20 protein-coding genes are annotated in these 21,812 nt (G+C 37.7%); 8 read left to right on the plus strand and 12 right to left on the minus strand.

Annotated elements, in window-relative coordinates:
• The first annotated feature begins 108 nt into the window (after window positions 1-108).
• From F968_RS01860 to F968_RS01870, 3 genes are all read left to right on the plus strand, one after another.
• Window positions 109-975 carry a LysR family transcriptional regulator gene (locus tag F968_RS01860; RefSeq protein WP_004789712.1) on the plus strand — a complete coding sequence of 289 codons (867 nt, stop codon included), beginning with the start codon at window positions 109-111 and terminating at the stop codon, window positions 973-975.
• A gap of 148 nt (window positions 976-1,123) precedes the next feature.
• A complete protein-coding gene (locus F968_RS01865; protein WP_004789715.1) occupies window positions 1,124-1,543 on the plus strand; it encodes a hypothetical protein in 420 nt (139 codons plus the stop codon).
• Window positions 1,544-1,639: 96 nt separating this feature from the next.
• Window positions 1,640-2,074, plus strand: a complete 435-nt coding sequence (locus F968_RS01870) for a hypothetical protein (RefSeq protein WP_004789717.1) — start codon at window positions 1,640-1,642, stop codon at window positions 2,072-2,074.
• 101 nt (window positions 2,075-2,175) lie between these two features.
• Here F968_RS01870 and F968_RS01875 read toward each other — a convergent pair whose 3' ends face one another.
• Both F968_RS01875 and F968_RS01880 read right to left on the minus strand, forming a co-directional pair.
• On the minus strand, window positions 2,176-3,531 hold the full coding sequence (locus F968_RS01875) for a S8 family peptidase (protein ID WP_004789719.1): 1,356 nt from the start codon (window positions 3,529-3,531) through the stop codon (window positions 2,176-2,178).
• Between the two features lie 35 nt (window positions 3,532-3,566).
• Window positions 3,567-3,875 carry a hypothetical protein gene (locus F968_RS01880; protein ID WP_004789721.1) on the minus strand — a complete coding sequence of 103 codons (309 nt, stop codon included), beginning with the start codon at window positions 3,873-3,875 and terminating at the stop codon, window positions 3,567-3,569.
• Between the two features lie 591 nt (window positions 3,876-4,466).
• Between F968_RS01880 and F968_RS01885 the strand changes: the two genes are divergently transcribed.
• Entirely contained in the window at window positions 4,467-5,261 is a 795-nt protein-coding gene (locus F968_RS01885; protein ID WP_004789722.1) for a hypothetical protein, read from the plus strand.
• Between the two features lie 62 nt (window positions 5,262-5,323).
• On the opposite strand, the gene astE is transcribed toward F968_RS01885, so the two are convergent.
• From astE to F968_RS01925, 8 genes are all read right to left on the minus strand, one after another.
• On the minus strand, window positions 5,324-6,298 hold the full coding sequence (gene astE / locus F968_RS01890) for a succinylglutamate desuccinylase (RefSeq protein ID WP_004789724.1): 975 nt from the start codon (window positions 6,296-6,298) through the stop codon (window positions 5,324-5,326).
• Window positions 6,299-6,310: 12 nt separating this feature from the next.
• Window positions 6,311-7,654, minus strand: a complete 1,344-nt coding sequence (gene astB, locus F968_RS01895) for an N-succinylarginine dihydrolase (RefSeq protein ID WP_004789725.1) — start codon at window positions 7,652-7,654, stop codon at window positions 6,311-6,313.
• A 17-nt stretch (window positions 7,655-7,671) separates the two neighbouring features.
• A complete protein-coding gene (gene astD, locus F968_RS01900) occupies window positions 7,672-9,141 on the minus strand; it encodes a succinylglutamate-semialdehyde dehydrogenase (RefSeq protein ID WP_004789726.1) in 1,470 nt (489 codons plus the stop codon).
• Window positions 9,141-10,172: an arginine N-succinyltransferase gene (gene astA, locus F968_RS01905; protein ID WP_004789727.1), complete on the minus strand. Its 1,032-nt coding sequence runs from the start codon at window positions 10,170-10,172 to the stop codon at window positions 9,141-9,143. The genes astD and astA overlap by 1 nt, the downstream gene beginning before the upstream one ends.
• Before the next feature lie 17 nt (window positions 10,173-10,189).
• Entirely contained in the window at window positions 10,190-11,404 is a 1,215-nt protein-coding gene (locus F968_RS01910; RefSeq protein WP_004789728.1) for an aspartate aminotransferase family protein, read from the minus strand.
• A 135-nt stretch (window positions 11,405-11,539) separates the two neighbouring features.
• On the minus strand, window positions 11,540-12,814 hold the full coding sequence (locus F968_RS01915; RefSeq protein ID WP_004789729.1) for a Glu/Leu/Phe/Val family dehydrogenase: 1,275 nt from the start codon (window positions 12,812-12,814) through the stop codon (window positions 11,540-11,542).
• 1,038 nt (window positions 12,815-13,852) lie between these two features.
• Window positions 13,853-15,280: an amino acid permease gene (locus F968_RS01920; RefSeq protein ID WP_004789730.1), complete on the minus strand. Its 1,428-nt coding sequence runs from the start codon at window positions 15,278-15,280 to the stop codon at window positions 13,853-13,855.
• A 413-nt stretch (window positions 15,281-15,693) separates the two neighbouring features.
• Window positions 15,694-16,971 carry a hypothetical protein gene (locus F968_RS01925; RefSeq protein ID WP_004789731.1) on the minus strand — a complete coding sequence of 426 codons (1,278 nt, stop codon included), beginning with the start codon at window positions 16,969-16,971 and terminating at the stop codon, window positions 15,694-15,696.
• Window positions 16,972-17,098: 127 nt separating this feature from the next.
• Here F968_RS01925 and F968_RS01930 point away from each other — a divergent pair, with 127 nt between their 5' ends.
• Window positions 17,099-17,887 (plus strand): class I SAM-dependent methyltransferase, encoded by a 789-nt coding sequence (locus tag F968_RS01930; protein WP_004789732.1) that lies wholly within the window; start codon window positions 17,099-17,101, stop codon window positions 17,885-17,887.
• Between the two features lie 26 nt (window positions 17,888-17,913).
• Entirely contained in the window at window positions 17,914-18,447 is a 534-nt protein-coding gene (locus tag F968_RS01935; RefSeq protein ID WP_004789733.1) for a hypothetical protein, read from the plus strand.
• 52 nt (window positions 18,448-18,499) lie between these two features.
• Here F968_RS01935 and F968_RS01940 read toward each other — a convergent pair whose 3' ends face one another.
• Together F968_RS01940 and F968_RS01945 are read right to left on the minus strand one after the other, a co-directional pair.
• Window positions 18,500-19,063 carry a hypothetical protein gene (locus F968_RS01940; protein WP_004789734.1) on the minus strand — a complete coding sequence of 188 codons (564 nt, stop codon included), beginning with the start codon at window positions 19,061-19,063 and terminating at the stop codon, window positions 18,500-18,502.
• Between the two features lie 139 nt (window positions 19,064-19,202).
• Window positions 19,203-19,670: a Holliday junction resolvase-like protein gene (locus F968_RS01945; protein WP_004789735.1), complete on the minus strand. Its 468-nt coding sequence runs from the start codon at window positions 19,668-19,670 to the stop codon at window positions 19,203-19,205.
• Between the two features lie 159 nt (window positions 19,671-19,829).
• On the opposite strand from F968_RS01945, the gene F968_RS01950 reads away from it, so the two are divergent.
• Window positions 19,830-20,474, plus strand: coding sequence for a ParA family protein (locus tag F968_RS01950; RefSeq protein ID WP_013196737.1), 645 nt, complete (start codon window positions 19,830-19,832; stop codon window positions 20,472-20,474).
• Between the two features lie 124 nt (window positions 20,475-20,598).
• Window positions 20,599-21,717, plus strand: a complete 1,119-nt coding sequence (locus tag F968_RS01955; protein ID WP_004789737.1) for an AI-2E family transporter — start codon at window positions 20,599-20,601, stop codon at window positions 21,715-21,717.
• Window positions 21,718-21,812 lie beyond the last annotated feature (95 nt).

Raw genomic sequence — 21,812 nt, forward strand, 5'->3', positions numbered from 1 at the left:
GTTAAATCTGCACTAGTGAAATGGAACACTTTCATCATATGCGCATGGATAGTTGAATAAAATTAACTTATATTGAGTCAAATATTCATTAAAAGTGAATGATAAAATATGGATATCGCTCAGTTAAAAATGTTCCAAACCGTAGTTGAATGCGGAACTATGGCTAAAGCCTCAATGCAACTGCATTGCGTACCATCTAATATCACAACGCGCATTAAACAACTCGAAGAAGAACTAGGCGCACCGCTGTTTTATCGGGAAGGGAAAAGTTTAAAACTTACTCCCTCTGGAGAAATTTTTCTTAATTATTGCCATAAAATTTTAGCGCTGTGCGAGGAAGCAAAACGAAGTATTCATCCAGATGCCCCACCTTCTGGTCCATTAAAAATTGGAGCTATTGAATCTTCTGCTACAACTCGCCTACCCAATTTACTTGCGAAATATCATCAACGTTTTCCAGAGGTTTCCATTCAAATTATTACAGGCACTTGGAAACAGCTATTAGTCGATATTTCTCAGCACAAACTTGATGGTGCAATTGTCGCGGGCAATATCGAGTTTCCTATGCTGAATAAACTTAGTATTTATCAAGAAGAAATGGTCTTGATTGCATCTCATTCTTTGGGAGAGATCCACAACCAAGAAGACCTGATTGGTAAAGAAATTTTTATGTGGACTGAAGGCTGTCCTTACCGAGCAGCTCTTGAAGAATGGCTTAAGCTCAAAAATATCTCGCTTCCAATTACCAGTATTACTAGTTATGCCACCATTATCGGTTGCGTCAGTGCAGGCTCTGGTGTGTCTTTGGTACCGAAGAGTATTTATGAACAATATAAAAATTTAACCAATATTCGAGGCTATAAATTTGAACACCTTGCCTTTATGCAGAATCAATTTTTTTGGCATAAAAATGTGAGCAACCATAAAGCTCGAGATATGTTTTTAGACTTAATTAAGTCTGAATTTTGTGTATGAGTCATTGGGATAATTACTTTATTGCGATCAAGTGATGATTTATCGTAATCAAATCGTATGGGTTTTATCTCATTGCAGTACAAGCTTTATTTTTAACAGTAAGATCACCACTTCATCTTTTGATTCTCATTGGGGAGCTTGATCCAATATGAAAAATATACGAGTTTTATGTATTGCGGCTTCTATCTTGGCTTCATCAACCTTATTTGCAGAAACAACGCAACCACAACAAGTGGGTGAAACCACATCTAAAGCACAACCTTATGGTGATAACCCAAGTTTAGGTCGTGTATTGTTATATAAAACTGGAAAAGGCATACAAAATTTAGGAGACTCTATTCAAGGAGCTTCCGAAAAAACTTCAAATAAAATTAGTGAAAAGTGGAAAAACACCAAAGAATTTACAGCTGAAAAAGCAGAAGTCGTTCAGCAAAAAGCAGATACCGCAAAAGCTTTTACCGAAACAAAAATAGATCAGGCGAAGCAAAATATTACCAGTAGTCGAAACGGTGAAAATATCCCAATTGAACAAGGTGAGCTAAGTAAATCGAGCACAACAACTAACTAATTTGCTTGGACAGCGCGATAAATTCGCGCTTTTATAAATACAGATATTCATTTAGAACTATTGATCATCAACTATAAAGAGCTAGGAATCTGCCTTATGAATAGTCAAAAACTTCTCTTTTCATCACTATGCTGCTTAGCATTAACTGCATGTGCAACCACTGCCCCCCCTTCTTTATCTTATTCTCAGGCACAAGTTTTAGAGCAAGATACCAATATCGAAGCTTATCCATCAACTACAGGTAATGTAGCCAAACTCATTAAACAAGATAAGCAAGCTTGTATGATTGAATTTACGGGATATTTAGGGGGCGGACACGTTACTGAACACTGGGTATTTAATGATAAGGGCCTGATTTCAGCGACCTCATCAACTATGCAGTATCCTGATGAATCAGGCATATTAAATCAGGCAACAAACTCTACAACCAAAAGCTCAACGACTTTTAACATTCAAGATCCAGAAATTCAAAATAATTTCAAAAAACTCCAAAACAACTTTAATCCAGCAAATTTAGCAAAGTGTCATTAATACTTTTTCATAAAAAGCCCGTTGCAGAAGCTACCTTTTGCAACGGGTTATAGCCATTTTAAAATTTTTTGACCTAATTTTAAAAATTATAAACAAGATATTTAGTTAGCGATCAAACCATTGGTTGCTGCGAGTAAATCAATCCGTGGAAAAACTAGACCTGTTCTCGAATCACTAATTGGTTTACCTGTCGTTTTTAAACGGCTGATGGTTTGATCAATACTTTCTGTTGGACTCACGCTATTCGCTCGTAATAAAGCAATCGCACCTGCCACATGTGGTGTCGCTTGAGATGTACCTCCCATAGTGTAGCCACCTGCCGTAATCATTGCTCCTGGCGCCAACAAAGTCACAAGGCTACCACCATTACTGAAGCACGCCACTTTGTCTGCCGCTGTTGTCGGGTCAGAACATTTCACAGGATTCCCCCATGACACACCCCCAATATTACTGTCATAAACAGCACCAACTCTTACTGCACCAGCAACACAAGCAGGAGATGAAATTCCATCTGAAAATGCATCATTGCCTGAAGCGACTACAGGTACCACACCAGCAGCTCGTGCATTAGCAAATGCTGTTCCATAACTGCTATCGCTACACTCCGAGGTATATTTAACACCTGGCACGCCAAGGCTTAAATTAACTGCTTTAATATTATAGGTTTGTGCATTATTTACAGCCCAATTAATCCCTGCGAGGATATCACTATCATAAGCTGTGCTTACCCATTTACCTTGGGATCTGACCTTTCTAAACACATCAATGCCTATAATTTTGGTCTTAGTGGCAACCTTAGACACAATGCCTGAAACATTACTACCATGCCCATCATCATCTAAAGCACCATCATCTGGTGCACTATCAAATGAGTAAACAACGCGACAAGTATTTGATGGAGTGTTTACTGCCGTACAACCAAAATCAGAATTAAGATAATTCACCCCTGTATCAATCACTGCCACACTAGAACCTTCACCAGTGAAACCATTGGTATTTGCTTGTGGTTGATTAATTAAAGGTAAACTTTCATTGGTCGTGGTTTGATTAATACGATTTGGGTAAACCGCTTTAACATTCGGATCATTGAGTAAAGAAACCAAAGCTTCGCGGTTACTAATCCGATAAAAAGCTAAAGGCAAATTATTGTAGTCCCGAAGTACTTGAACACCACCAGCACGGTTAAACCTTGCCTGTAAATTTTTCTTATTTGTTGCAATATAACTTCGCCGTTCTAACCCGGAAGGCACGCTCACCGAAGCAATATTGTATTCAACAATTAAATCATTCGACTCATTATTCACCAAGGCATCTAAATCGATTTTGCCCTGAAATACTTTTTGTTTTGCTGCCTGATTTAATTGCTGTTTAGCACCTTTAGAATCTAAAGGAAGAGCTGATACAGTTGTACTTAAAATCGTACATAGACCTAATAGAAATAACGTTTTACTTTGCATTATTTTTCTCCGTAGTTTTTCAACTAACAATTTACTTATTTCGCTTTTATTTCATTTGCTGGATCTTTTTCTGGATCAATCGGTTGAATTGAAGGATCACTTTTTGTGTCATAAAAAGGAACAGTATCAGCTGATACCGATTGTGGATGAGTTGAATGTTGAGATAGATTTTTAGGTTGAGTAGGCTCCTTAAGTTTAGAAAGAAAAGACGATGTGTCTGGTTGTGGCGAATTCGACTCATGTAAAGCAGAATTAAACACATCAGATGCACCACTTATGGGCTTTAAATAGAGAACAACGGCGATCAAGCCGACTATTACAAGAAGGGAAGCAATAATTTTCATCTGTCATATCTCTGTTTTTTTGTTTATAGATATCTATTTTTATTTTTGATTATTTGAAATAAAGCAGTATTTCTTAATATATTTTTCATGTGAAAAATCTATTTAATGAAATACATAACCACTAAAAAGTTAAAATAACTTTATCCCGAATAAGCAAAAATACAGTTCTGCCCTGTACGTTTATATTTCTGGCAGAAGATGGTTCAAAAAAGTGCTAAAAAGCGCCTTATTCTCATAATAAGCAATAACTATGCCGTTTACTCCAATAAATAATGAGATTTACATCACATTTGAAGATATAGAGAACAAATTCGAAAAAACGAAATGAAAAAATTAAAAGATATTTTTTTAAAAACTAAATAATAAGAACTCATTTTGCTTAATTAGATTTTCTAATAAATAAATGTTCTTTTTCACTTTATTATTAATTTTTATTAATCTCCACAATTCCTCCCTAGTCTGTTTACTCAACGTAACACTGTTGTAACGTTTTGATGAAGTCAGTTCCCAAGCCCATATTCCCTTAGATATGATTCGTTTGCGTTTATGAAATACCTCACTAAAAGGGTATATTCTTTGAAGGATATCGCAATGAAAATGATGAAAACAGCTATCGTTACTGCAAGTGTTCTTGCTTCTGCTTCTATTTTTGCACAAAGTGCGGGCGTTAATGCAGATGCTTCTGCTCAAGTAAATGTACAACCGGGCGGTCTTGTTAGTGGCGTAGCCAACACAGTCAAAAATACTGCTCATAATGTAGGTAGCTCAGCGAAGCATGCTGGTCATGTAGCGGCTGACACTACAGTTAAAGCAACAAAAAAAACAACAGGAAAAGTGACTGAACTTTCTTCTAAAGCTGCAAATGGTACAAAACATTTTGCTACCGAAGCTGCGACAGGTACTAAAAATGTAGCAACTAAAGCCGCAACTGGTACTAAACATTTTGCTACCGAAGCAGTAACAGGTACTAAAAATGTAGCGACTAAAGCTGCAAACGGTACTAAAAACTTAGCAGTTGAAGCGAAAGCTGATACAAAAGCAGGTGTTGATGCTGTAAAAGCTAAATTTGCAGAAAAACAAGCAGACCAAAAAGAATTTACTGCTGAAAAACAAGCTAATGCTCAAGCGCATGTAGATGCTGTAAAAACTCGTGTAGCTCAAAACCAAGCTGAGCAAAAAGAGTTTGTAGCTGACACTAAAGCTGATGCTCAAGCAAAATTAAATGCAGCTCAACCAGCTCATGGAGTTAACGCTCAAACAGGTGTAAACGTTGGTGTTAATGTTGCTGGTATTAATGCAAATGCAAACGTAAATGCAGGCGCTCAAGCGACTACACAAAAAGCAGAAAAGAAATCTTGGGTTAAAGGTCTTTTCGGTACGAACTAATATCTTATAAATAAAAAAAGGGCAATTAATTGCCCTTTTTTTATTTCTTAAAAATCGAATGTTCAGCTAGTTTCTGTTAAAACTAAACCTGCACGTAAACCAATTTTCACATTTGGATTTGGAAATAAAATCCAGACTTGATCTTGCTCAACAACATAATTGCCAGAAGGTTGAACCGCAATAATTTCGTCTTTGGTAAAAGTCGAAAAATTCGGAGCTTCAGCAGATAAATTCATCTGAAAATCTTCATCTTTTTTAATTAAAGAATCTGATACTTTAAACACTCGTATTTTTGATTTATGACGTGTCGGCAATGCTTGCTCAGAAACTACATTACGAATAACTTCATCAATTGCAGCAAATTGGCTCAAGTCATTTTGCCCAAATGGTAAGGCTTTGCCTAACTCTAAAGTTGCGCTCGCCGCTTTAAAATTCTCACTCGTAAAATGTGTAAACGTTTTACCGACCGCATTGTGATAAACCAAAGCATCTAAATCGGCTGCTTCAAGACTTGCTGTTAAATCAGCATCATAGCCATGCGTTTGATAGGGAAATAAAGCAAACGTTGGTAACAATGAAGCACGAATTGCTGTGTGTAAATCATAGTGATAGCGTTTAGCGTCACTTGCACTTTCTTGAAAGAAGTTTGTGACAACTTGCTCTAAAACTTCAGCACGCTTTGATTCCTCAGTCACGGCTAGAGTTTTATATCCACCACAAAACATTCGGTTTACATCGTCATGCACATAACGTTTACCTTGACGCATTGCATAAGGGTTACCCAACACAAGCAGCAATCTCACAGCAAGGTTTAAACGCCCTGCAAATAAATCCGTGCAAAGATGAGATAATAATTCAATTGGTGCTGTTTCATTACCATGCACTCCAGCTGACAGTACGACAGCTTTGTCGTACTGTGCGTTTGGGGTGCATTCAAGAAGTCCCTCACCCAACCAACGCCAAGAAAAATTATTTTGTTTTCCTTCGCGAGTTGTAGGCTGCTCACCTTGTAAGGTTAATGCTAGAAAATCTTGCATGTCACCTCCTCATTATTTTTGGAAAGGATAAACGGAACCTAAACCTAAAATTTTGGTCAGTTCGTCGAGTGCCATACGGCTTTCCATGAGTAAATGCGGATCAGCCAAATCTTCTTGTGCCAAACGATCACGATAATGTTTATCTACCCATTGATTGAGTGTGCCAAACAATTGATCGTTCATGAGAACTTTTGGATTTACAGCATTTAACTCAGTTTCGTTTAAAGCTACGCGTAAACGTAAACATGCCGGACCACCACCATTACGCATACTTTCGCGTAAGTCATATACCTGAATAGCATCAATTGGTGTGCCCATCTGAACCATATCGTTCAGATAACCCCAAACAGCCTTATTCTGGCGAGACTCTTCTGGCACAACAATGGTCATTCCACCATCTGGACGAGTCAAAATCTGGCTATTAAATAAGTAGGTCGCTACGGCATCATCAACAGTAACGCGGTTTTCAGGGACTTCAATCGAGATAAAATCTTCACCGATACTTGCCATTTTTTGACGAATTTCAGCAAAAGCCTGATCTTGATTTAAGAATGCATGTTGATGATGGAATAAAACCTGTTGGTTACTTACCGCGATAACATCGTTATGAAATACGCCCTGATCAATTACATCCGGATTTTGTTGAACAAAAACGGTATGCGCATCATCTAATCGATGCAAACGTGCAATTGCTTCACTTGCTTCACGCGTCTGACGAGCTGGATAGCGTTTTGGTCCTGGTAAACCATTATTTAAATGTTGTTGACCATAAACAAAAACCTGAACTCCACGTTTAGCATAATCACCACCTAAACGATTATGATTTGCTGCACCTTCATCACCAAACAAGGCCACTTGTGGTAAAGCTTCATGATGAACAAAATGACGTTCATTTTTAAAGATCGCTTGTAGGACCTGACTTGTAGTTTCAGCTTCAATTGAACGGTGAAACTTATTATTTAAGTTCGCTGCGGTAAAATGCACGCGTTCATCTTGGCTATCTGCCGAAGGTGAAACAGTTGCCGCATTTGCAGTCCACATTGGTGAAGCTGAACTTAGCGATGATAATAGTTCAGGTGAATGACGCATTGCTTGAGCAACAACGCTAATGTCATCTCCTGTAAAACCTAAACGGCGTAACATTGGAACATGTGGACGCTCATGCGGAACAAGCACACCTTGTTTCATTCCCATGTCAGCCAAGGCTTTCATCTTTAGCAAGCCCTGTTTAGCTGCTAATTTTGGATTCGAGGCGTTATTACGGTTTTTTGTCGATGCTTCATTACCAAACGACAAGCCCGCGTAGTGATGTGTTGGTCCCACCAAGCCATCGAAATTTACTTCATATCCTTTCATTTTTCTTTCCCTAGTGTTTAAGGCAACACAATCCCTGGAGATAATTTTTCTGGTAAGGTTAAGCTGTCACTTTCAAGTGAAGCCATTGGCCAAGCACAATAATCAGCTGCATAAAAGGCACTTGCGCGGTGGTTACCAGATGCTCCGACACCACCAAACGGTGCAGCACTTGAAGCACCTGTTAATGGCTTATTCCAGTTCACAATACCGGCACGCGCTTCAATAAGTACTTGATCAAACAGTTCACGTTTTGGTGAAACCAGACCAACAGACAAACCAAAGCGAGTTGCATTCGCAATTTTTAATGCTTCTTCAAAATTGTCATAACGTTGAATCGTCGTAAGCGGACCAAAATATTCTTCATCTGGAATATCTGTGACGCCTGTTACATCAACAATGCCTGGAGTAAGTAACGAACTATCTTCTTGTGGACGCGTCATTGGCAACAAGCTTTTTGCGCCAAGCTCAAGCAATTTTTGCTGAGCAAGCATCATATTTGATGCGGCAACTGACGAGATAACGCCACCCATAAATGGTTGTTGCTCATCGTTCCAACGACCAACTTTTAGATTTTTTGCAACTTCAACGAAACGTTGAATAAATGCATCACCTTCTGCGCCATTTTTTACCAAGATACGGCGTGCACATGTACAACGCTGACCCGCCGAAACAAATGCAGATTGAATAGTGAGATTAACTACAGCATCGACATCAATAATTTCATCAATAATCAATGCATTATTGCCGCCCATTTCAAGCGCAAGGATTTTCTCAGGAGCACCTGCCATTTGCTTATGCAAGTGATAACCCGTGTTTGCACTTCCAGTAAACAATAAACCGTCAATTTCATGTGAAGCAGCTAGCGCTTCACCAGTGGTACGACCACCTTGCACTAAGTTCATCACACCATTTGGCAAACCAGCTTGCTGCCAAAGTTTTACAGTTTCTTCAGCAGTCCAAGGTGTTAATTCACTTGGTTTAAATACCACGGTATTACCTGCTAGTAATGCAGGAACAATATGCCCATTTGGTAAATGGCCCGGGAAGTTATATGGACCGAAAACTGCAAGCACACCATGTGGACGGTGACGTAAAGATGCTACACCATCGGCCATTTCAGTTGAGCTTTCACCTGTACGCTGATGATAAGCACGAATTGAAATTGCAACTTTGCCAATCATTGATTGAACTTCAGTTAGTGTTTCCCAAAATGGCTTACTGGTTTCTTGGCTAATGACTTCTGCTAAATGCTTTTTATTTTCTTCAAGCAAAGCCGCGAATTTTTCAACAATCGCTACACGTTCGGCAAGTGGTAAACGTGCCCATGCTGGAAATGCAGTACGCGCTGCCTGACAAGCTTGCTCTACATCAGCAGCAGTTGCGTCAGCACCTGACCATACAGTTTGGTTATCAACTGGATTTGTTTTTTCAAATGTTGTGCCGCTGCCTTGTAACCAGACACCGTTTATAAATAAAGATTTTGACATCAGGAAACTTCCATTGGATTTAGTGATAACACACGAACAACGTGACCTTCTTGTACACCGAGTTTTTCAGCTTGTTCATGTGTTAAATTTATAGTGTTATCAACAAGATCAAGCTTCATCAACATTGCCTTATAGTCATGATAATTATCATTGGCAACGAGATATTGGGTCTTACCGACCGCAGCATCACTTGTAATTTTGACGTTTAAAAACTGACTTTCTTTTACTGCCCGTAATTCATCAATATTGGCTTCAATGGTTGGACCCGCATCAAAAATATCGACATATCCTTGATAGCGTAAGCCTTCTGACTCAAGCACATGATAAGCAGGCAAAGTTTGTGGATGCATTTTTCCAATCACCTCTTGCGCATCTTTCGGCAAGAGATCTACATAGACTGGGAAACGTGGCATAAGCTCTGCAATAAATACTTTTTGCCCAATTCCACTTAAATAGTCTGCTGTTGAGAAATCCATATTAAAAAAATGGTGACCAATCGCATCCCAAAATGGAGAACATCCATTTTCGTCTGAGAAACCACGCATTTCAGCAATTAATTTTTTCTCGAAATATTGCTTAAAGGCAGCAATAAACATAAAACGGATTTTCGATAAGAACTTACCGTTTTGGTTTTCACGACGCTCTGGATCTAAAAATAATGTACAGAGTTCGCTACTACCCGTTCTGTCATTACTCAAAAATAAGGTAGGTAGTGACTTATAAACATTTAATGCTTTTGAAGCGTGTACTTGAGTACCAACATGAAAGTTGTACCAAGGCTCAATAAGTCCTACAGCAACTTCAATTGCGCTTAAACCAATAACACGTTGAGCTTCTGTATCTTCAAGAACAAACAGATAGCCTTGTTCACTTTTATGGACATTGCCATTTAAAGTATTGCGAGTACGTGAAATTCGAGCCGAAAGTGTATCCATATTTTGTGGCAAGGAAGTCAGGCCTACACCCGACTTACCCGCTAATTTATAAATATCTTCAAGGTCTCGAAACTCGGCATGACGGACGATCATCATGGCTAGCTTTCCTTTTTTTATTTAGCCAATTTAGCCAACGCTCTTTTTAAACGAGCAATCCCTTCATCAATATCTTGTTCAGGAATGATAAGCGACGGAGTAAAACGAACTACATTCGGACCTGCAATTAAAGCAAGTAAACCTTCTTCACCCGCCCAGGTCGTAATATCTTTAGCTTTCCCGGCATACTCAGCTTTTAATTCACAGCCAATCAATAAACCTTGACCACGAATTTCTTCAAAAATCTGATGTTCAGCGTTTAATGCATTTAGTGCATCGAGGAAATATTGATGACGATGCTTCACACCATCGAGTACTTCAGGCGTATTAATAAACTCAAATACTGCACCTGCAACCGCACTTGCTAACGGGTTACCACCATAAGTCGTACCATGTGTACCCACTGAAAAATGTGGAGCAAACTTATCAGTTGTTAACATTGCACCGACTGGGAAACCACCGCCTAGTGCTTTTGCAGTCGTTAACACATCTGGAATAACACCAGAGTTCATGTAGGCATAAAGTGCACCTGTACGGCCTACACCAGTTTGCACTTCATCAAAAATAAGTAATGCACCAAATTCATCACACAGTGCACGTAAACCTTTTAAAAATTCGATATCAGCTGGAATAACGCCGCCTTCACCTTGGATCGGTTCAACAATGACTGCACAAGTTTGCTCATTAATCACCGCTTTTGCAGCATCTAAATCATTAAAGGCAACGTGGTTAATTCCATTTGGAAGTGGTGCAAAGTCTTGTGAATATTTAGGTTGACCACCCGCTGAAACGGTAAATAAGGTACGGCCATGGAAAGCATTATTAAATGCCACAATGCCACTTTTGCCAGCAACACCGCTGTCTAAACCAACTTTACGAGCTAGTTTGAGTGCAGCTTCGTTCGCTTCAGCACCTGAGTTACAGAAGAAAACCTTGTCTGCAAATGTATTTTCGGTGAGTTGTTTTGCAAGGCGTAGAACGGGTTCATTGGTATAACCGTTACCTACATGCCAAAGTTTTGTTGCTTGTTCTGTTAAAGCATTCACTGCCACTGGATGCGCATGACCTAATGCGTTTACTGCAATCCCGCCTGCAAAATCAATATATTCTTTATTTTCTTGATCCCAAATACGTGAACCTTCGCCACGTACCGGAATGAAATTTGCCGGTGCAAAAACTGGAACCATCCAGTCGTTAAAGTTGCTTCGAGTTACAGAAATTGGCTGTTCCATGCTTACCTCAGTATTTATTTAATATATTCGATAACACTTAATTTTGAATAATTCAGAAAAAGGGGCTGAACAAATAACCCTATAACATCCTTAATATTTGCTCAGACCACTTTTCCTAAAAGTAATTTCCGCAGATTAGCCTGGGAAAATACCACGCTCTTTACGAGCTTTTAAAATACGCTCACATGCCAAGATGTAAGCTGCTGTACGTAAAGTACAAGCGTTGCTGTTCGCTGTGTTCCAAACGTCATCCATAGCTTGAACCATCAATTTGTCTAAACGCTCATTGATTTCTTCTTCAGTCCAGAAGTAGCTCGCCATGTCTTGAACCCATTCGAAGTAACTTACAGTTACACCGCCGGCGTTACATACAACGTCAGGTACTACAACAATGCCACGCTCAACTAATACGTCTTCAGCTTTAGGATAAGTCGGGCCGTTTGCGCCTTCTAAAATCAACTTAGCTTTAAGTTTTTGAGCACGCTCAACAGTGATTTGACCTTCCAATGCAGCAGGAACAATAATGTCAACTTCTGCTGTCCAGAAATCTTCATCAGCGATTGATTGCGCGCCAGCGAAGCCGCCAATACCGCCTTGATTTGCATTTACGTGATCACGTAAAGCTTCAAGATCAATACCATCAGCATTGAAAATAGTGCCTGTATGGTCTTGAACGTGTGTAACTTTCGCTTTTGATTCAACAAATAAGAAAGCAGCTTCACTACCTACGTTACCAAAACCTTGAATAGCGATTTTCGCACCTTCAATTGGTAAGTTGATTTTTGCAGCTACTTCACGACCTGTAACAAATACACCACGACCAGTCGCTTTTACACGACCTAAAGAACCACCTAAGTGAACTGGCTTACCAGTTACAACACCAGTTACTGTGTAACCTTGGCTTGTAGAATAAGTATCCATCATCCAACCCATGATATTGGCATTTGTACCAACGTCTGGAGCAGGGATATCTTTTTGAGGCCCGATAATGTGACCGATTTCAGTCGTATAACGACGAGTTAAACGCTCTAATTCACGATTAGATAATTTACGTGGGTCAACACGGATACCACCTTTTGCACCGCCAAATGGCAAGTTCAAAACAGCAGTTTTAATTGTCATCCATGCAGACAACGCCATAACTTCGTTCAAATCAACATTCGGATGGTAACGAACACCACCTTTACCTGGACCACGAGACAAGTTATGTTGTACACGATAGCCTTCAAAGTGCTGAATAGAACCGTCATCCATTACAATTGGCACGTCTACAATAAGTGCACGTTTTGGACGTTTTAAAGTGTCGATAAACTCAGCCAAATGGTCTAAGTACGGAGCAACACGGTCAATTTGTGCCAAGTAGGTTTGCCATGCATCGCTGTGTTCGTTTACGTATGAAAGATCTGACATCTTTTTTCCTATATACCTTCATAGACTCAGATTTGATAAATCTGTAATCTTTATTATTTAGCAACTAAAACCCTGAAATAACAGAGCCTTAGTTTATTTACTAAATCTTTTGCTCGTCTAAAGCATCAGATTTTTTAAATTCCATTTGTTGGTACTAAAAGTACGATCTACTTTTATATACCGATATCTTTTACAAGTTTTCTTTTGTCTAAATTGCTGTTTATAAAGAGAGTTTTATAAAAGCAAAAAACTAGCCACAACCCACTAAAACCAGCCGGCTGAAATATAAATACAAAAGAAGTGACATAACCGTTTGGGAGTTAAAAAGAACTATGATTTACAAAAACCATGAGTCCATAAAATTTTTTTGACTAATCGATAGATCCCTCCATTAGTCTTTTTAAAATAAACTTTGTTCAATAATCCTACAGATTAATTATTTCCACACATACTGCTTAAAATTAAGCCGCAACATAGATATAAAATCTTCCAATAAATATAGCATAGAGCAAGCTCATTTAGAACATTTTAAAATAAATAAGAAGAGAAAAAATAATCAAATCGCACTAACATTTATAATAAAAAAACAACAAATATTAAAAAACCCTTAACTTTAATAAAAAAATATTATAGAAAACAAATAACCATAAACACAAAAAATGTAAATATTTTTATTAATATATAACAATAACTTAATAACTTTTAATTTTTAGAAAACTATCAAAAAATTATCTATTCTTCACATTAAATCCATATTATGTTCATTCAACCCTTATATTCCAAAAATCCAAAAACAGCTCTTTATTAAATAACAAGACTAAACATAGACTTAATCAAATATTTATAATAAATAAATATTAATAAAAATCCGATCAGTGGTAAATTTATAAAACAATATTTGTTTTTATGATCAAAAATAAAAATTCATTTTTAAAAAAAATATATAAAATCCACCCTTTTCTAATTTCCTACAGGCAATAAAAAAGCCCCAAATGGGGCCTTTAGACTATGCTTTAGAAAGCCTATCTTTGCTTAGCTCTACACCGCATCTTTCTTGTGATAAAAAATGAAATAGCTCGCATAACACACAAGAATGAAAACAATACAACAGATGAAGCCAACCTGCATCGAAGGATCAAATACCATGCTAATACAAGTAATAGCACAGAACAGACCACCCACGATTGGGGTTAAAGGAAATAAAGGAGCAGCAAAACGCAAATCTTTTGCAGTTTTACCAGATTTATACCACTGTCTACGGAAGTTGAATTGAGATACGCAAATTGCAATCCACACTACAACCATGGTGAAAGCGGCAACACCCAATAAATTCTTAAAAATAGTTTCAGGTGCAAATTGCTCTGAAAGTAAACCTGGTATAGCACCCAGCATTGTGACCACAATAGCTACAATAGGTGTTCCTGAAGGTGTAAGTTTAGAAAAGATTTTCGGTAATTGGTTTTTTGCAGAAAGCGACCACATCATACGTGAAGCAGCAAATAAACCAGAATTTGCAGCAGAGAGTAAAGCCGTAATAATCACAAAGCGAATAATATCTTCAGCATATGGGATACCAATATAATTAAACACAGTCACAAAGGGGCTATTACTCACCTCATTACCACTCAAACCGGCAAGCTGGAATGGTAACAATGAACTAATTACAACAATTGTGCCAACAAAGAAAATCAGTAGTCGCCAAATAGCAGCATTGATTGCTTTAGGAACTGTCTGTGCTGGATTCTCTGCTTCCCCTGCTGCCACACCAATTAATTCTGTACCCGAAAAAGCAAAATTAACAATCAGCATGGTTGCAAAAATTGGAAATAAACCATGTGGGAACCAGCCTTGGGCAGTTAAATTACTAAACAACGGCGCAGTTTCGTGCCCGTGATATGGAATAAATCCAAAAATCGCCAGCAAACCCAACCCAATAAAACAAATAATCGTGACAACTTTCACAAGTGCCAGCCAAAACTCTGACTCGGCAAATAATCGCGTTGAACTGATATTAATGAAAAAAACTAAGGCACCAAAACATAATGTCCAAGCCCAAACAGAAGTAGAGGGAAACCACTCACGAACCAGCAAAGCTGCTGCGGTAAACTCTGTTCCTAAAGTCGCGGTCCAAGTTAACCAATATAACCAAGTGATCATATAGCCTGTACCCGGACCAATATAGCGACGAGCATACTCACCGAATGATCCTGATTCTGGTACATGTACCGCAAGCTCACCAAGACATAACATCACGGTATAGGCAATTAAACCGCCTAAAAAATAAGAAATAATTGCGCCAATTGGGCCAGCTTGGGAAATTACATCACCCGACCCTAAAAAAAGACCTGTACCTATGGCACCGCCAAGGGAGATCATCACCAAATGTCGAGTACTCATTGCTCGTTTCAAAGGTGCAGAACTTCCATGTTGCGATGCATCATTATTCCGATAATTTAATGATTGCATATAAAAAACTGTAACGACAATTTAGTAAAAAATCATTTTAGGAGAAAAAAATAAATATGCAATTATCTTTGAATAGTGAACTTATTTTAAGCAGCCCCATCCTCTTTAAATAAAATAAATAACAAAAACATAATCTTATAGAAAGACATCATTATTTATGTATTTTAATTAACCTAACACCATTTCTATAATTTATATATTAAGAAAACCCATTTATTTCAAAATATAGTATTTATATTCACCACTGGCTATATCTACTTTTAATACAATAAATATTCGCAGAACAAATGCACTATTTATTTAAATAATGAATTTCAAATTAATATACAAATAAGTTTATGAAAAAAAATTTTTTAAGCAAAAAATAAAGCTCAAACCTAAAGGTCTGAGCTTTATTTAACCACTATAAAGTTTTAAAAGCTGATTAAGGCTAGTTGTTCAGTCGGCTGAATTGAACCTTCTATAAATTCACACATCCCGTGTTCATCACAAGATAAATTTAATTGCTTATAGCTGATTGCAAAACAATCGGAATATTTTTTGACTACAAATGGGCTCATATCAGATGATAAAGGCTCGTTGTGCTTGAACAATTTAATAACTTTGCGATCATTCATTCCCAACAAATAATTTTCATTATTTAATTCAATGTGAACTACACCAGTGTGTTCAGCCACAATTGGAATCAAATAAGATTTATTCGCCAGCAGAACATCTAGAGCATAACTTTCAAACTTTGAATTAATGAGGTTGAATACCAAAATTGTGCCAAAGCTGGTCTGCAATCCTTCTTTATAATTCGCAGCATCCTGAACTCGCGGTACTTTAATACCTAACTTTTGAAAGTCTAGCTCAGTTGCTTGCTGTGTCTTTATCAGACTACGCGTAATAGCCTGTTTAAGGGGGTTATCAAAATAACGCTCATCAAGCTGAAAATCATTTTGGCGTAATATTTTTAACAACATGTCATCATGATGGGTAAGAACATGTGCAAGTACATTACGGAAGTAAAACTTACTTTGCTTTTTGACCTTGCGAACTTGTTGATAAAAATAAATTTCGTCAAATTCATGCTCAATAAAATCATGTAATAAACTTGAACTTGCCAATACAGACAATGCTTCATGACCAGTAAATGGCAAATGAATCGTATGTAAGTTTGGTAATAGCTCTTTTATTTTTAGATAATGTTCACGGTCAGTTGAAAAATAAGGGTCATAAACAATAACGTATTCACGCGCTGCATCGACATCTTGCGGCTGGATTTGCATGTCTTTATTTGCCACAGCATCGAAAAACTCGGCATAGCGTCGATCTTCAACCTGCTCAGGATCAATTGAATATTGAGGCACAAATGCAATCACACGATTCATATTCAATAAATTAGAATATTTGATTGCTGCATAGCCGCCCATCGAACCGCCATAACCCACAATATTTTTAAAGCCTTCTAGAATAGGCGAAATCGCTTTTGCCAGCTCAATCATGCTCGCTTGCGGAAACCATGATTTTTGTTTTGGCATTACCCCAATAATATTATATTGGTATTTAATTAGGGACTTTTCAGCATTGATAGATAAGCCACTCGCTCGGGTAATCAAATCGCCAAAAGAGAGAACCAATGTATTAGAATCGCCTGGTAAAAAAATGGCTCTAATGTGTTCGTCTTCAAAAATAATTTGCTTATCCATGCTCACACCGAAAGAAAATTTACTCCCACATACAACGTCAAAAATGAAACAAAATAGGTGTTTTGCCAATTTATGATTGCGGAGTATCTTATTTTATAGATGCCAGTCAGATTAAAAAGCGCAAAATATGACACAATCCTTACATCCTGCCGCTCAAAAAGGCTTCAGCTCAGCTGCTGAACTATATCAGCAAGTTAGACCTAATTATCCCGCAGAAATAGTAAGTTGGCTGCAAAATTGCCTACAAATACAGGAAAACTCTACTGTTATCGATCTTGGATCGGGTACTGGCAAATTCTTACCCTACTTAAAACAAACACATGCAGATGTTATTGCAGTTGAGCCAATTGGCGAGATGTTACAGCAGCTTCAACAAGTTTATCCTGATATCAAAACATTACAGGCTTTTAGCCATTCAATTCCTGTAGCAGACCATGAAATTGATGCCATTATTTGTGCGCAATCTTTCCACTGGTTTGACAACCTTGATACCCTAACAGAAATGTATAGAGTATTAAAACCACAAGGACATTTAGGACTCGTTTGGAATCAACGCGACGAGCGTACGAATTGGGTGAAAGCCTTAGCTGATTTTCTACTTCCTCTTGAAGGAAACACGCCGCGTTACCATAGTGAAAAGTGGAAACGTGTGTTTGAACAACAAGATTTATTCGTATTTGATAGCCTACAAACATTTACACAGTCGCAATACGGTTCTGTCGAACAAGTCGTGAGTAAACGTTTACTCTCTACGAGTTTTATTGCTGCAATGACTGAAAAAGATCAGTTACAACTCAAAGCACAGTTTGAAAAAATTGTTTATGATTTTACGGGATTAGGTCCTCAAGATCAGATTGATTTTCCATATGTTACATATGCATATCACTTTCAGAAAAGTACGTTACCCGTTAAATAATTAGTGAATAGGTTTGGTTGAAAGTTATGAAGAAGAAAACACCTCAAGTCATATTAATGTCTTTGCTTTGCTCTAGCCTATTACTTACTGCTTGTAAAAAAGCGGATGAGCCTGCTAAGACGGAGCAACCGTCTGCCACCTCATCTACAGATCAGGTTTTAGAAAAACTAAATGAAAGACCGGTTAAGACATTCCCTGCTACTGCTGATGATGCACACGATATTGCACTTTTAGAGGACTATGACCGCCGCTTTACCGAAATGAGCGATGAGATGGAAAATGAGTTAGCAAAAATGCATGAAGCGGGAACACTCACAACAGATTTTGAACAACAACGTACACTCGATAATGTGCGCTCTGCTCTGACCATGTTAAAAGATTTAGATTTAAAAACTGAGCAAGGCCGTTACATTCAGGGACTACTTTATCAATATTGGGAAAACCAAGAAAAACACTATAGTGATAAGCACGCGACTAAAGATGAACAGATCAATGATCTTGCCGACTATTTACAAGCGCAAAATCAATTAAAGTATTGGAAAGCATCGCAACAGAAATAAGTATTACTTTACTTATAAAAAAGCCTTCATATTTATGAAGGCTTTTTTCAAATTATATATTTTGCTTTTCAACCCAATGAATTGCCTGAACACGGAATAATTCACATGCACCATCACCCGTGTCGGTTGGCGTAAGTGAAGATTTCCAGACTAAGTTTTTGTCTTTAATCTCGACAAGATCCCCTTTTAGATAAACGAGATCACCACGCTTAACTTGTTTAATCTGCTGAGCAATTTCAGGGTTCGCAGGAATGATGTGCATGTTAGACACCATTTGCATTGCTTGCTCTGCTGGAACAGGTAATTTAGGAATTTTCCAGTTTAAATAACGGTCATATTGTTTCACCGAAATATGACGTGCAATGTCAGGCTGTGCAAACAATCCCCAACTTACCGCATAGTCGATAGGAGAAAATTTAGCTTGTTCATCATTTTGATAAACTTTTGAACCCAAGATCCTGAAATTTCCTTGAAAAGGCTGTAACACAGAAATAGATTGATCTTTTTCTATCGGGCTCAAACCATTGGCAATATTATATTCACTTGAGGTCGATGCAAATGCTGAACTCATGCCAATAGCAGTCAGCAAGCCCATCATCAAACTTTGTTTTTTCATCGCGTTACACCTCAAATATTGCTAGATCAAAGTGAATAGATCTTCAATTTATAGTAGCTGTAAGCGATGAAAAAAATATCGGAATTTAGTAACAATACAGATCAATTTCGTCTATTTTTGTGCTGAATTAAACAGCTTATTAATCTTCAAAATCTATTCTTAGAGTTTCAAAACGAACCTTACCTCGTTGGACCGCTTGCGCAATAGCTTGCTGACCTTTAGTGAGCCTTGCACCGCCACTTTTTACATCAAGTAAAATAATATTAATGTCTTCTGCTGTCCCATCACCATCACGAAAATCGGTATATCCATCAAAGATAATATAGTCCACCGGATCACCCATGAATTTTGCATCGCTTGGTAGATACTGAAATTCAGGCAAAACCGGAGCAAATTGTTCTGCCATTTTTCCTTTCAACACCGCACGGCTTGTATTTACACTTCTCTTTTGTGCTTGAGTAAGAGCTTGTTGATGCTCTAATTCAAGTTCAGCAATATATTGCTCATATTCAGCCTTAATTCGTCCATTGCGAGTGTTTGATAAAATAAGAGTAGTGATAATGATGCCAATTCCAGCACCAATAAGCATGGCAAGCCATACAGACATAAATTTTCCTTAAAAAAGCGCGAATCAAGATTACAGATCTAATCATATCTAAAATAACGAAACAGCTTAAACTTTTGTCAAATGTGGTCATCTCCTTCACATAAAAAGATGCTAAGGTATAAAACATAAACAAATGTGCTGCTGAAAATAATTGGATTTATGAAAACGATACTTATTGCAAATCAAAAGGGCGGATGCGGAAAAACCATGACGGCCATTACGTTGGCAACAGCATTGGCACAAAAAGGATATAAAGTAGCATTAGCAGATTCGGACAATCAAAAATCGGCTTTACAGTGGTTAAAACAGCGCCCCGATGGTGTCGCAAAAATTCAAAGCCTCGACTGGCGTCATGAAAAATCAATTGGTGACGCGCCTAAAAATCTGGATTATTTAATTATTGATGCACCTGGTGCACTTTCAGGTGAACATGCTGAGCAACTGATTAGTGAAGCTCATGCCATTATTACTCCACTTCAGCCTTCATTTTTTGATATAGACAGTACTCGTCGCTTTTTAAAGCATTTACAAGATATTAAGCGCATTCGTAAAGGCAAAGTTCAGATTTTACTTCTTGCAAATCGCGTAAAACCAAACAGTGCCAGCTCAAAAGATATTCAACAGTTTTTTGAAAAAATTGAACAGGAACCTGTTGCATGGATTGCTGAACGCACTGCATATGGCAGCTTAGCAATGCAAGGCTTAAGCATTTTTGATAAACCTCAAAAAAACTTTATTACGATTCAAAATCAATGGCAACCTGTTCTAAACAAGTTAGTTGAAGATAAAGCTGAGTGGTTTTAAATAACTTTTAGTCTCTAAAAAGAGATGTATAAGGTTCTTTACATTGCGGCCTTAAAATTTGCCTCAGATTATTTTTCAGTTAATATGACTTTATTCTATGTAGAAAATTAGAGAAATATTGTTCGTGCATCCATACGCTCCTAATTTACAGCGCGTTTTATTGTTTGGGCTGTTTTTTATTTTGATTTTTTTAGGATTTAATATCCTGAAATATTTTATTGTTCCTGTACTTTGGGCTGCCATCATTGCTTATATGACTTGGCCTATTTATTTAAGAATTCAACGTTTTTTTGGAGAAACCCGTAATACTTTAAATGCAACTCTAATGATTAGTCTGGTCATTTTGGTTGTTGGCGTTCCTTTTACATGCGCTATTTTTATTTTGCAGCATGAAGGCCGCAATTTATATTTTGACTTACAACGTCAGGTTTTTTCAGGTCATTTAAGTGTCCCTGATTTTATTCGTGATCTTCCTTTTGTTGGAAAAGAAATTTCTCGTACGCTTAATGAGTTAAATAACGATCCTAATAGCACGATTCAAAATGTTGCAGCTTGGGTACAAAGCCATTTAAGTTATGGCCGTGTACTGCTCGGTGAAATTAGTAAAAATATTGTCAAACTTGGCTTTGCCGTATTTAGCCTATTTTTCTTCTACCGTGATGGTCAAATGATTTTGTCTCAGGTGAGTAAAGCCTTAGAAATGGTTATAGGCCCTCGTATTCATCATTATCTCGATACGATCTCTGAAACGACTCGTGCTGTAGTCTATGGCGTGGGTTTAACTGCAATTGCTCAAGCTGTTTTAGCTGGATTAAGTTATTTTGTAGCAGGTGTCCCTAACCCAATGGTGCTTACCATTGCTACTTTCTTATTGGCTTTAATTCCATTTGGTACACCCATTTCCTATTTAGGTGTCGGTCTATGGTTGTTCTCTCAGGGACAAACTATGGAAGCAATTGGTGTAGTGGTTTGGGGTGTAGTGATTGTTAGCAGCTCAGATAATGTGATTCGACCACTTGTGATTTCTGGTGCTACAAAAATTCCATTCTTATTAATCATGTTTGGTGTGTTAGGTGGTATTGCAAGCTTCGGATTGGTAGGTTTATTTATTGGACCTGTAATTCTGGCTATTTTACTGGCAATTTGGCGTGAATGGTTACATGAAACCATTGAGCCTGAACCTATGCCTAAAACGACTATGATTTATGATTCTGAAAGTGAATCTTCTAACGATAAAGATTGACGTATTTATTTAATTTAAAAATGTTCCTAGATACAAATTAACTATTTAAATTAACTTGTAGGTTAAACCTTCGTTTGTTTGAATCAAACAATCAT

The organism is Acinetobacter sp. NIPH 817 (assembly GCF_000368405.1).
Classification (GTDB): domain Bacteria; phylum Pseudomonadota; class Gammaproteobacteria; order Pseudomonadales; family Moraxellaceae; genus Acinetobacter.

Excerpts from the sequence above, each read along its gene's own strand:
- F968_RS01860 (WP_004789712.1), top strand. The coding sequence starts at position 109 with ATGGATATCGCTCAGTTAAAAATGTTCCAAACCGTAGTTGAATGCGGA.
- F968_RS01865 (WP_004789715.1), top strand. The coding sequence starts at position 1,124 with ATGAAAAATATACGAGTTTTATGTATTGCGGCTTCTATCTTGGCTTCA.
- F968_RS01870 (WP_004789717.1), top strand. The coding sequence starts at position 1,640 with ATGAATAGTCAAAAACTTCTCTTTTCATCACTATGCTGCTTAGCATTA.
- F968_RS01875 (WP_004789719.1), bottom strand. The coding sequence starts at position 3,531 with ATGCAAAGTAAAACGTTATTTCTATTAGGTCTATGTACGATTTTAAGT.
- F968_RS01880 (WP_004789721.1), bottom strand. The coding sequence starts at position 3,875 with ATGAAAATTATTGCTTCCCTTCTTGTAATAGTCGGCTTGATCGCCGTT.
- F968_RS01885 (WP_004789722.1), top strand. The coding sequence starts at position 4,467 with ATGAAAATGATGAAAACAGCTATCGTTACTGCAAGTGTTCTTGCTTCT.
- astE (WP_004789724.1), bottom strand. The coding sequence starts at position 6,298 with ATGCAAGATTTTCTAGCATTAACCTTACAAGGTGAGCAGCCTACAACT.
- astB (WP_004789725.1), bottom strand. The coding sequence starts at position 7,654 with ATGAAAGGATATGAAGTAAATTTCGATGGCTTGGTGGGACCAACACAT.
- astD (WP_004789726.1), bottom strand. The coding sequence starts at position 9,141 with ATGTCAAAATCTTTATTTATAAACGGTGTCTGGTTACAAGGCAGCGGC.
- astA (WP_004789727.1), bottom strand. The coding sequence starts at position 10,172 with ATGATGATCGTCCGTCATGCCGAGTTTCGAGACCTTGAAGATATTTAT.
- F968_RS01910 (WP_004789728.1), bottom strand. The coding sequence starts at position 11,404 with ATGGAACAGCCAATTTCTGTAACTCGAAGCAACTTTAACGACTGGATG.
- F968_RS01915 (WP_004789729.1), bottom strand. The coding sequence starts at position 12,814 with ATGTCAGATCTTTCATACGTAAACGAACACAGCGATGCATGGCAAACC.
- F968_RS01920 (WP_004789730.1), bottom strand. The coding sequence starts at position 15,280 with ATGCAATCATTAAATTATCGGAATAATGATGCATCGCAACATGGAAGT.
- F968_RS01925 (WP_004789731.1), bottom strand. The coding sequence starts at position 16,971 with ATGGATAAGCAAATTATTTTTGAAGACGAACACATTAGAGCCATTTTT.
- F968_RS01930 (WP_004789732.1), top strand. The coding sequence starts at position 17,099 with ATGACACAATCCTTACATCCTGCCGCTCAAAAAGGCTTCAGCTCAGCT.
- F968_RS01935 (WP_004789733.1), top strand. The coding sequence starts at position 17,914 with ATGAAGAAGAAAACACCTCAAGTCATATTAATGTCTTTGCTTTGCTCT.
- F968_RS01940 (WP_004789734.1), bottom strand. The coding sequence starts at position 19,063 with ATGAAAAAACAAAGTTTGATGATGGGCTTGCTGACTGCTATTGGCATG.
- F968_RS01945 (WP_004789735.1), bottom strand. The coding sequence starts at position 19,670 with ATGTCTGTATGGCTTGCCATGCTTATTGGTGCTGGAATTGGCATCATT.
- F968_RS01950 (WP_013196737.1), top strand. The coding sequence starts at position 19,830 with ATGAAAACGATACTTATTGCAAATCAAAAGGGCGGATGCGGAAAAACC.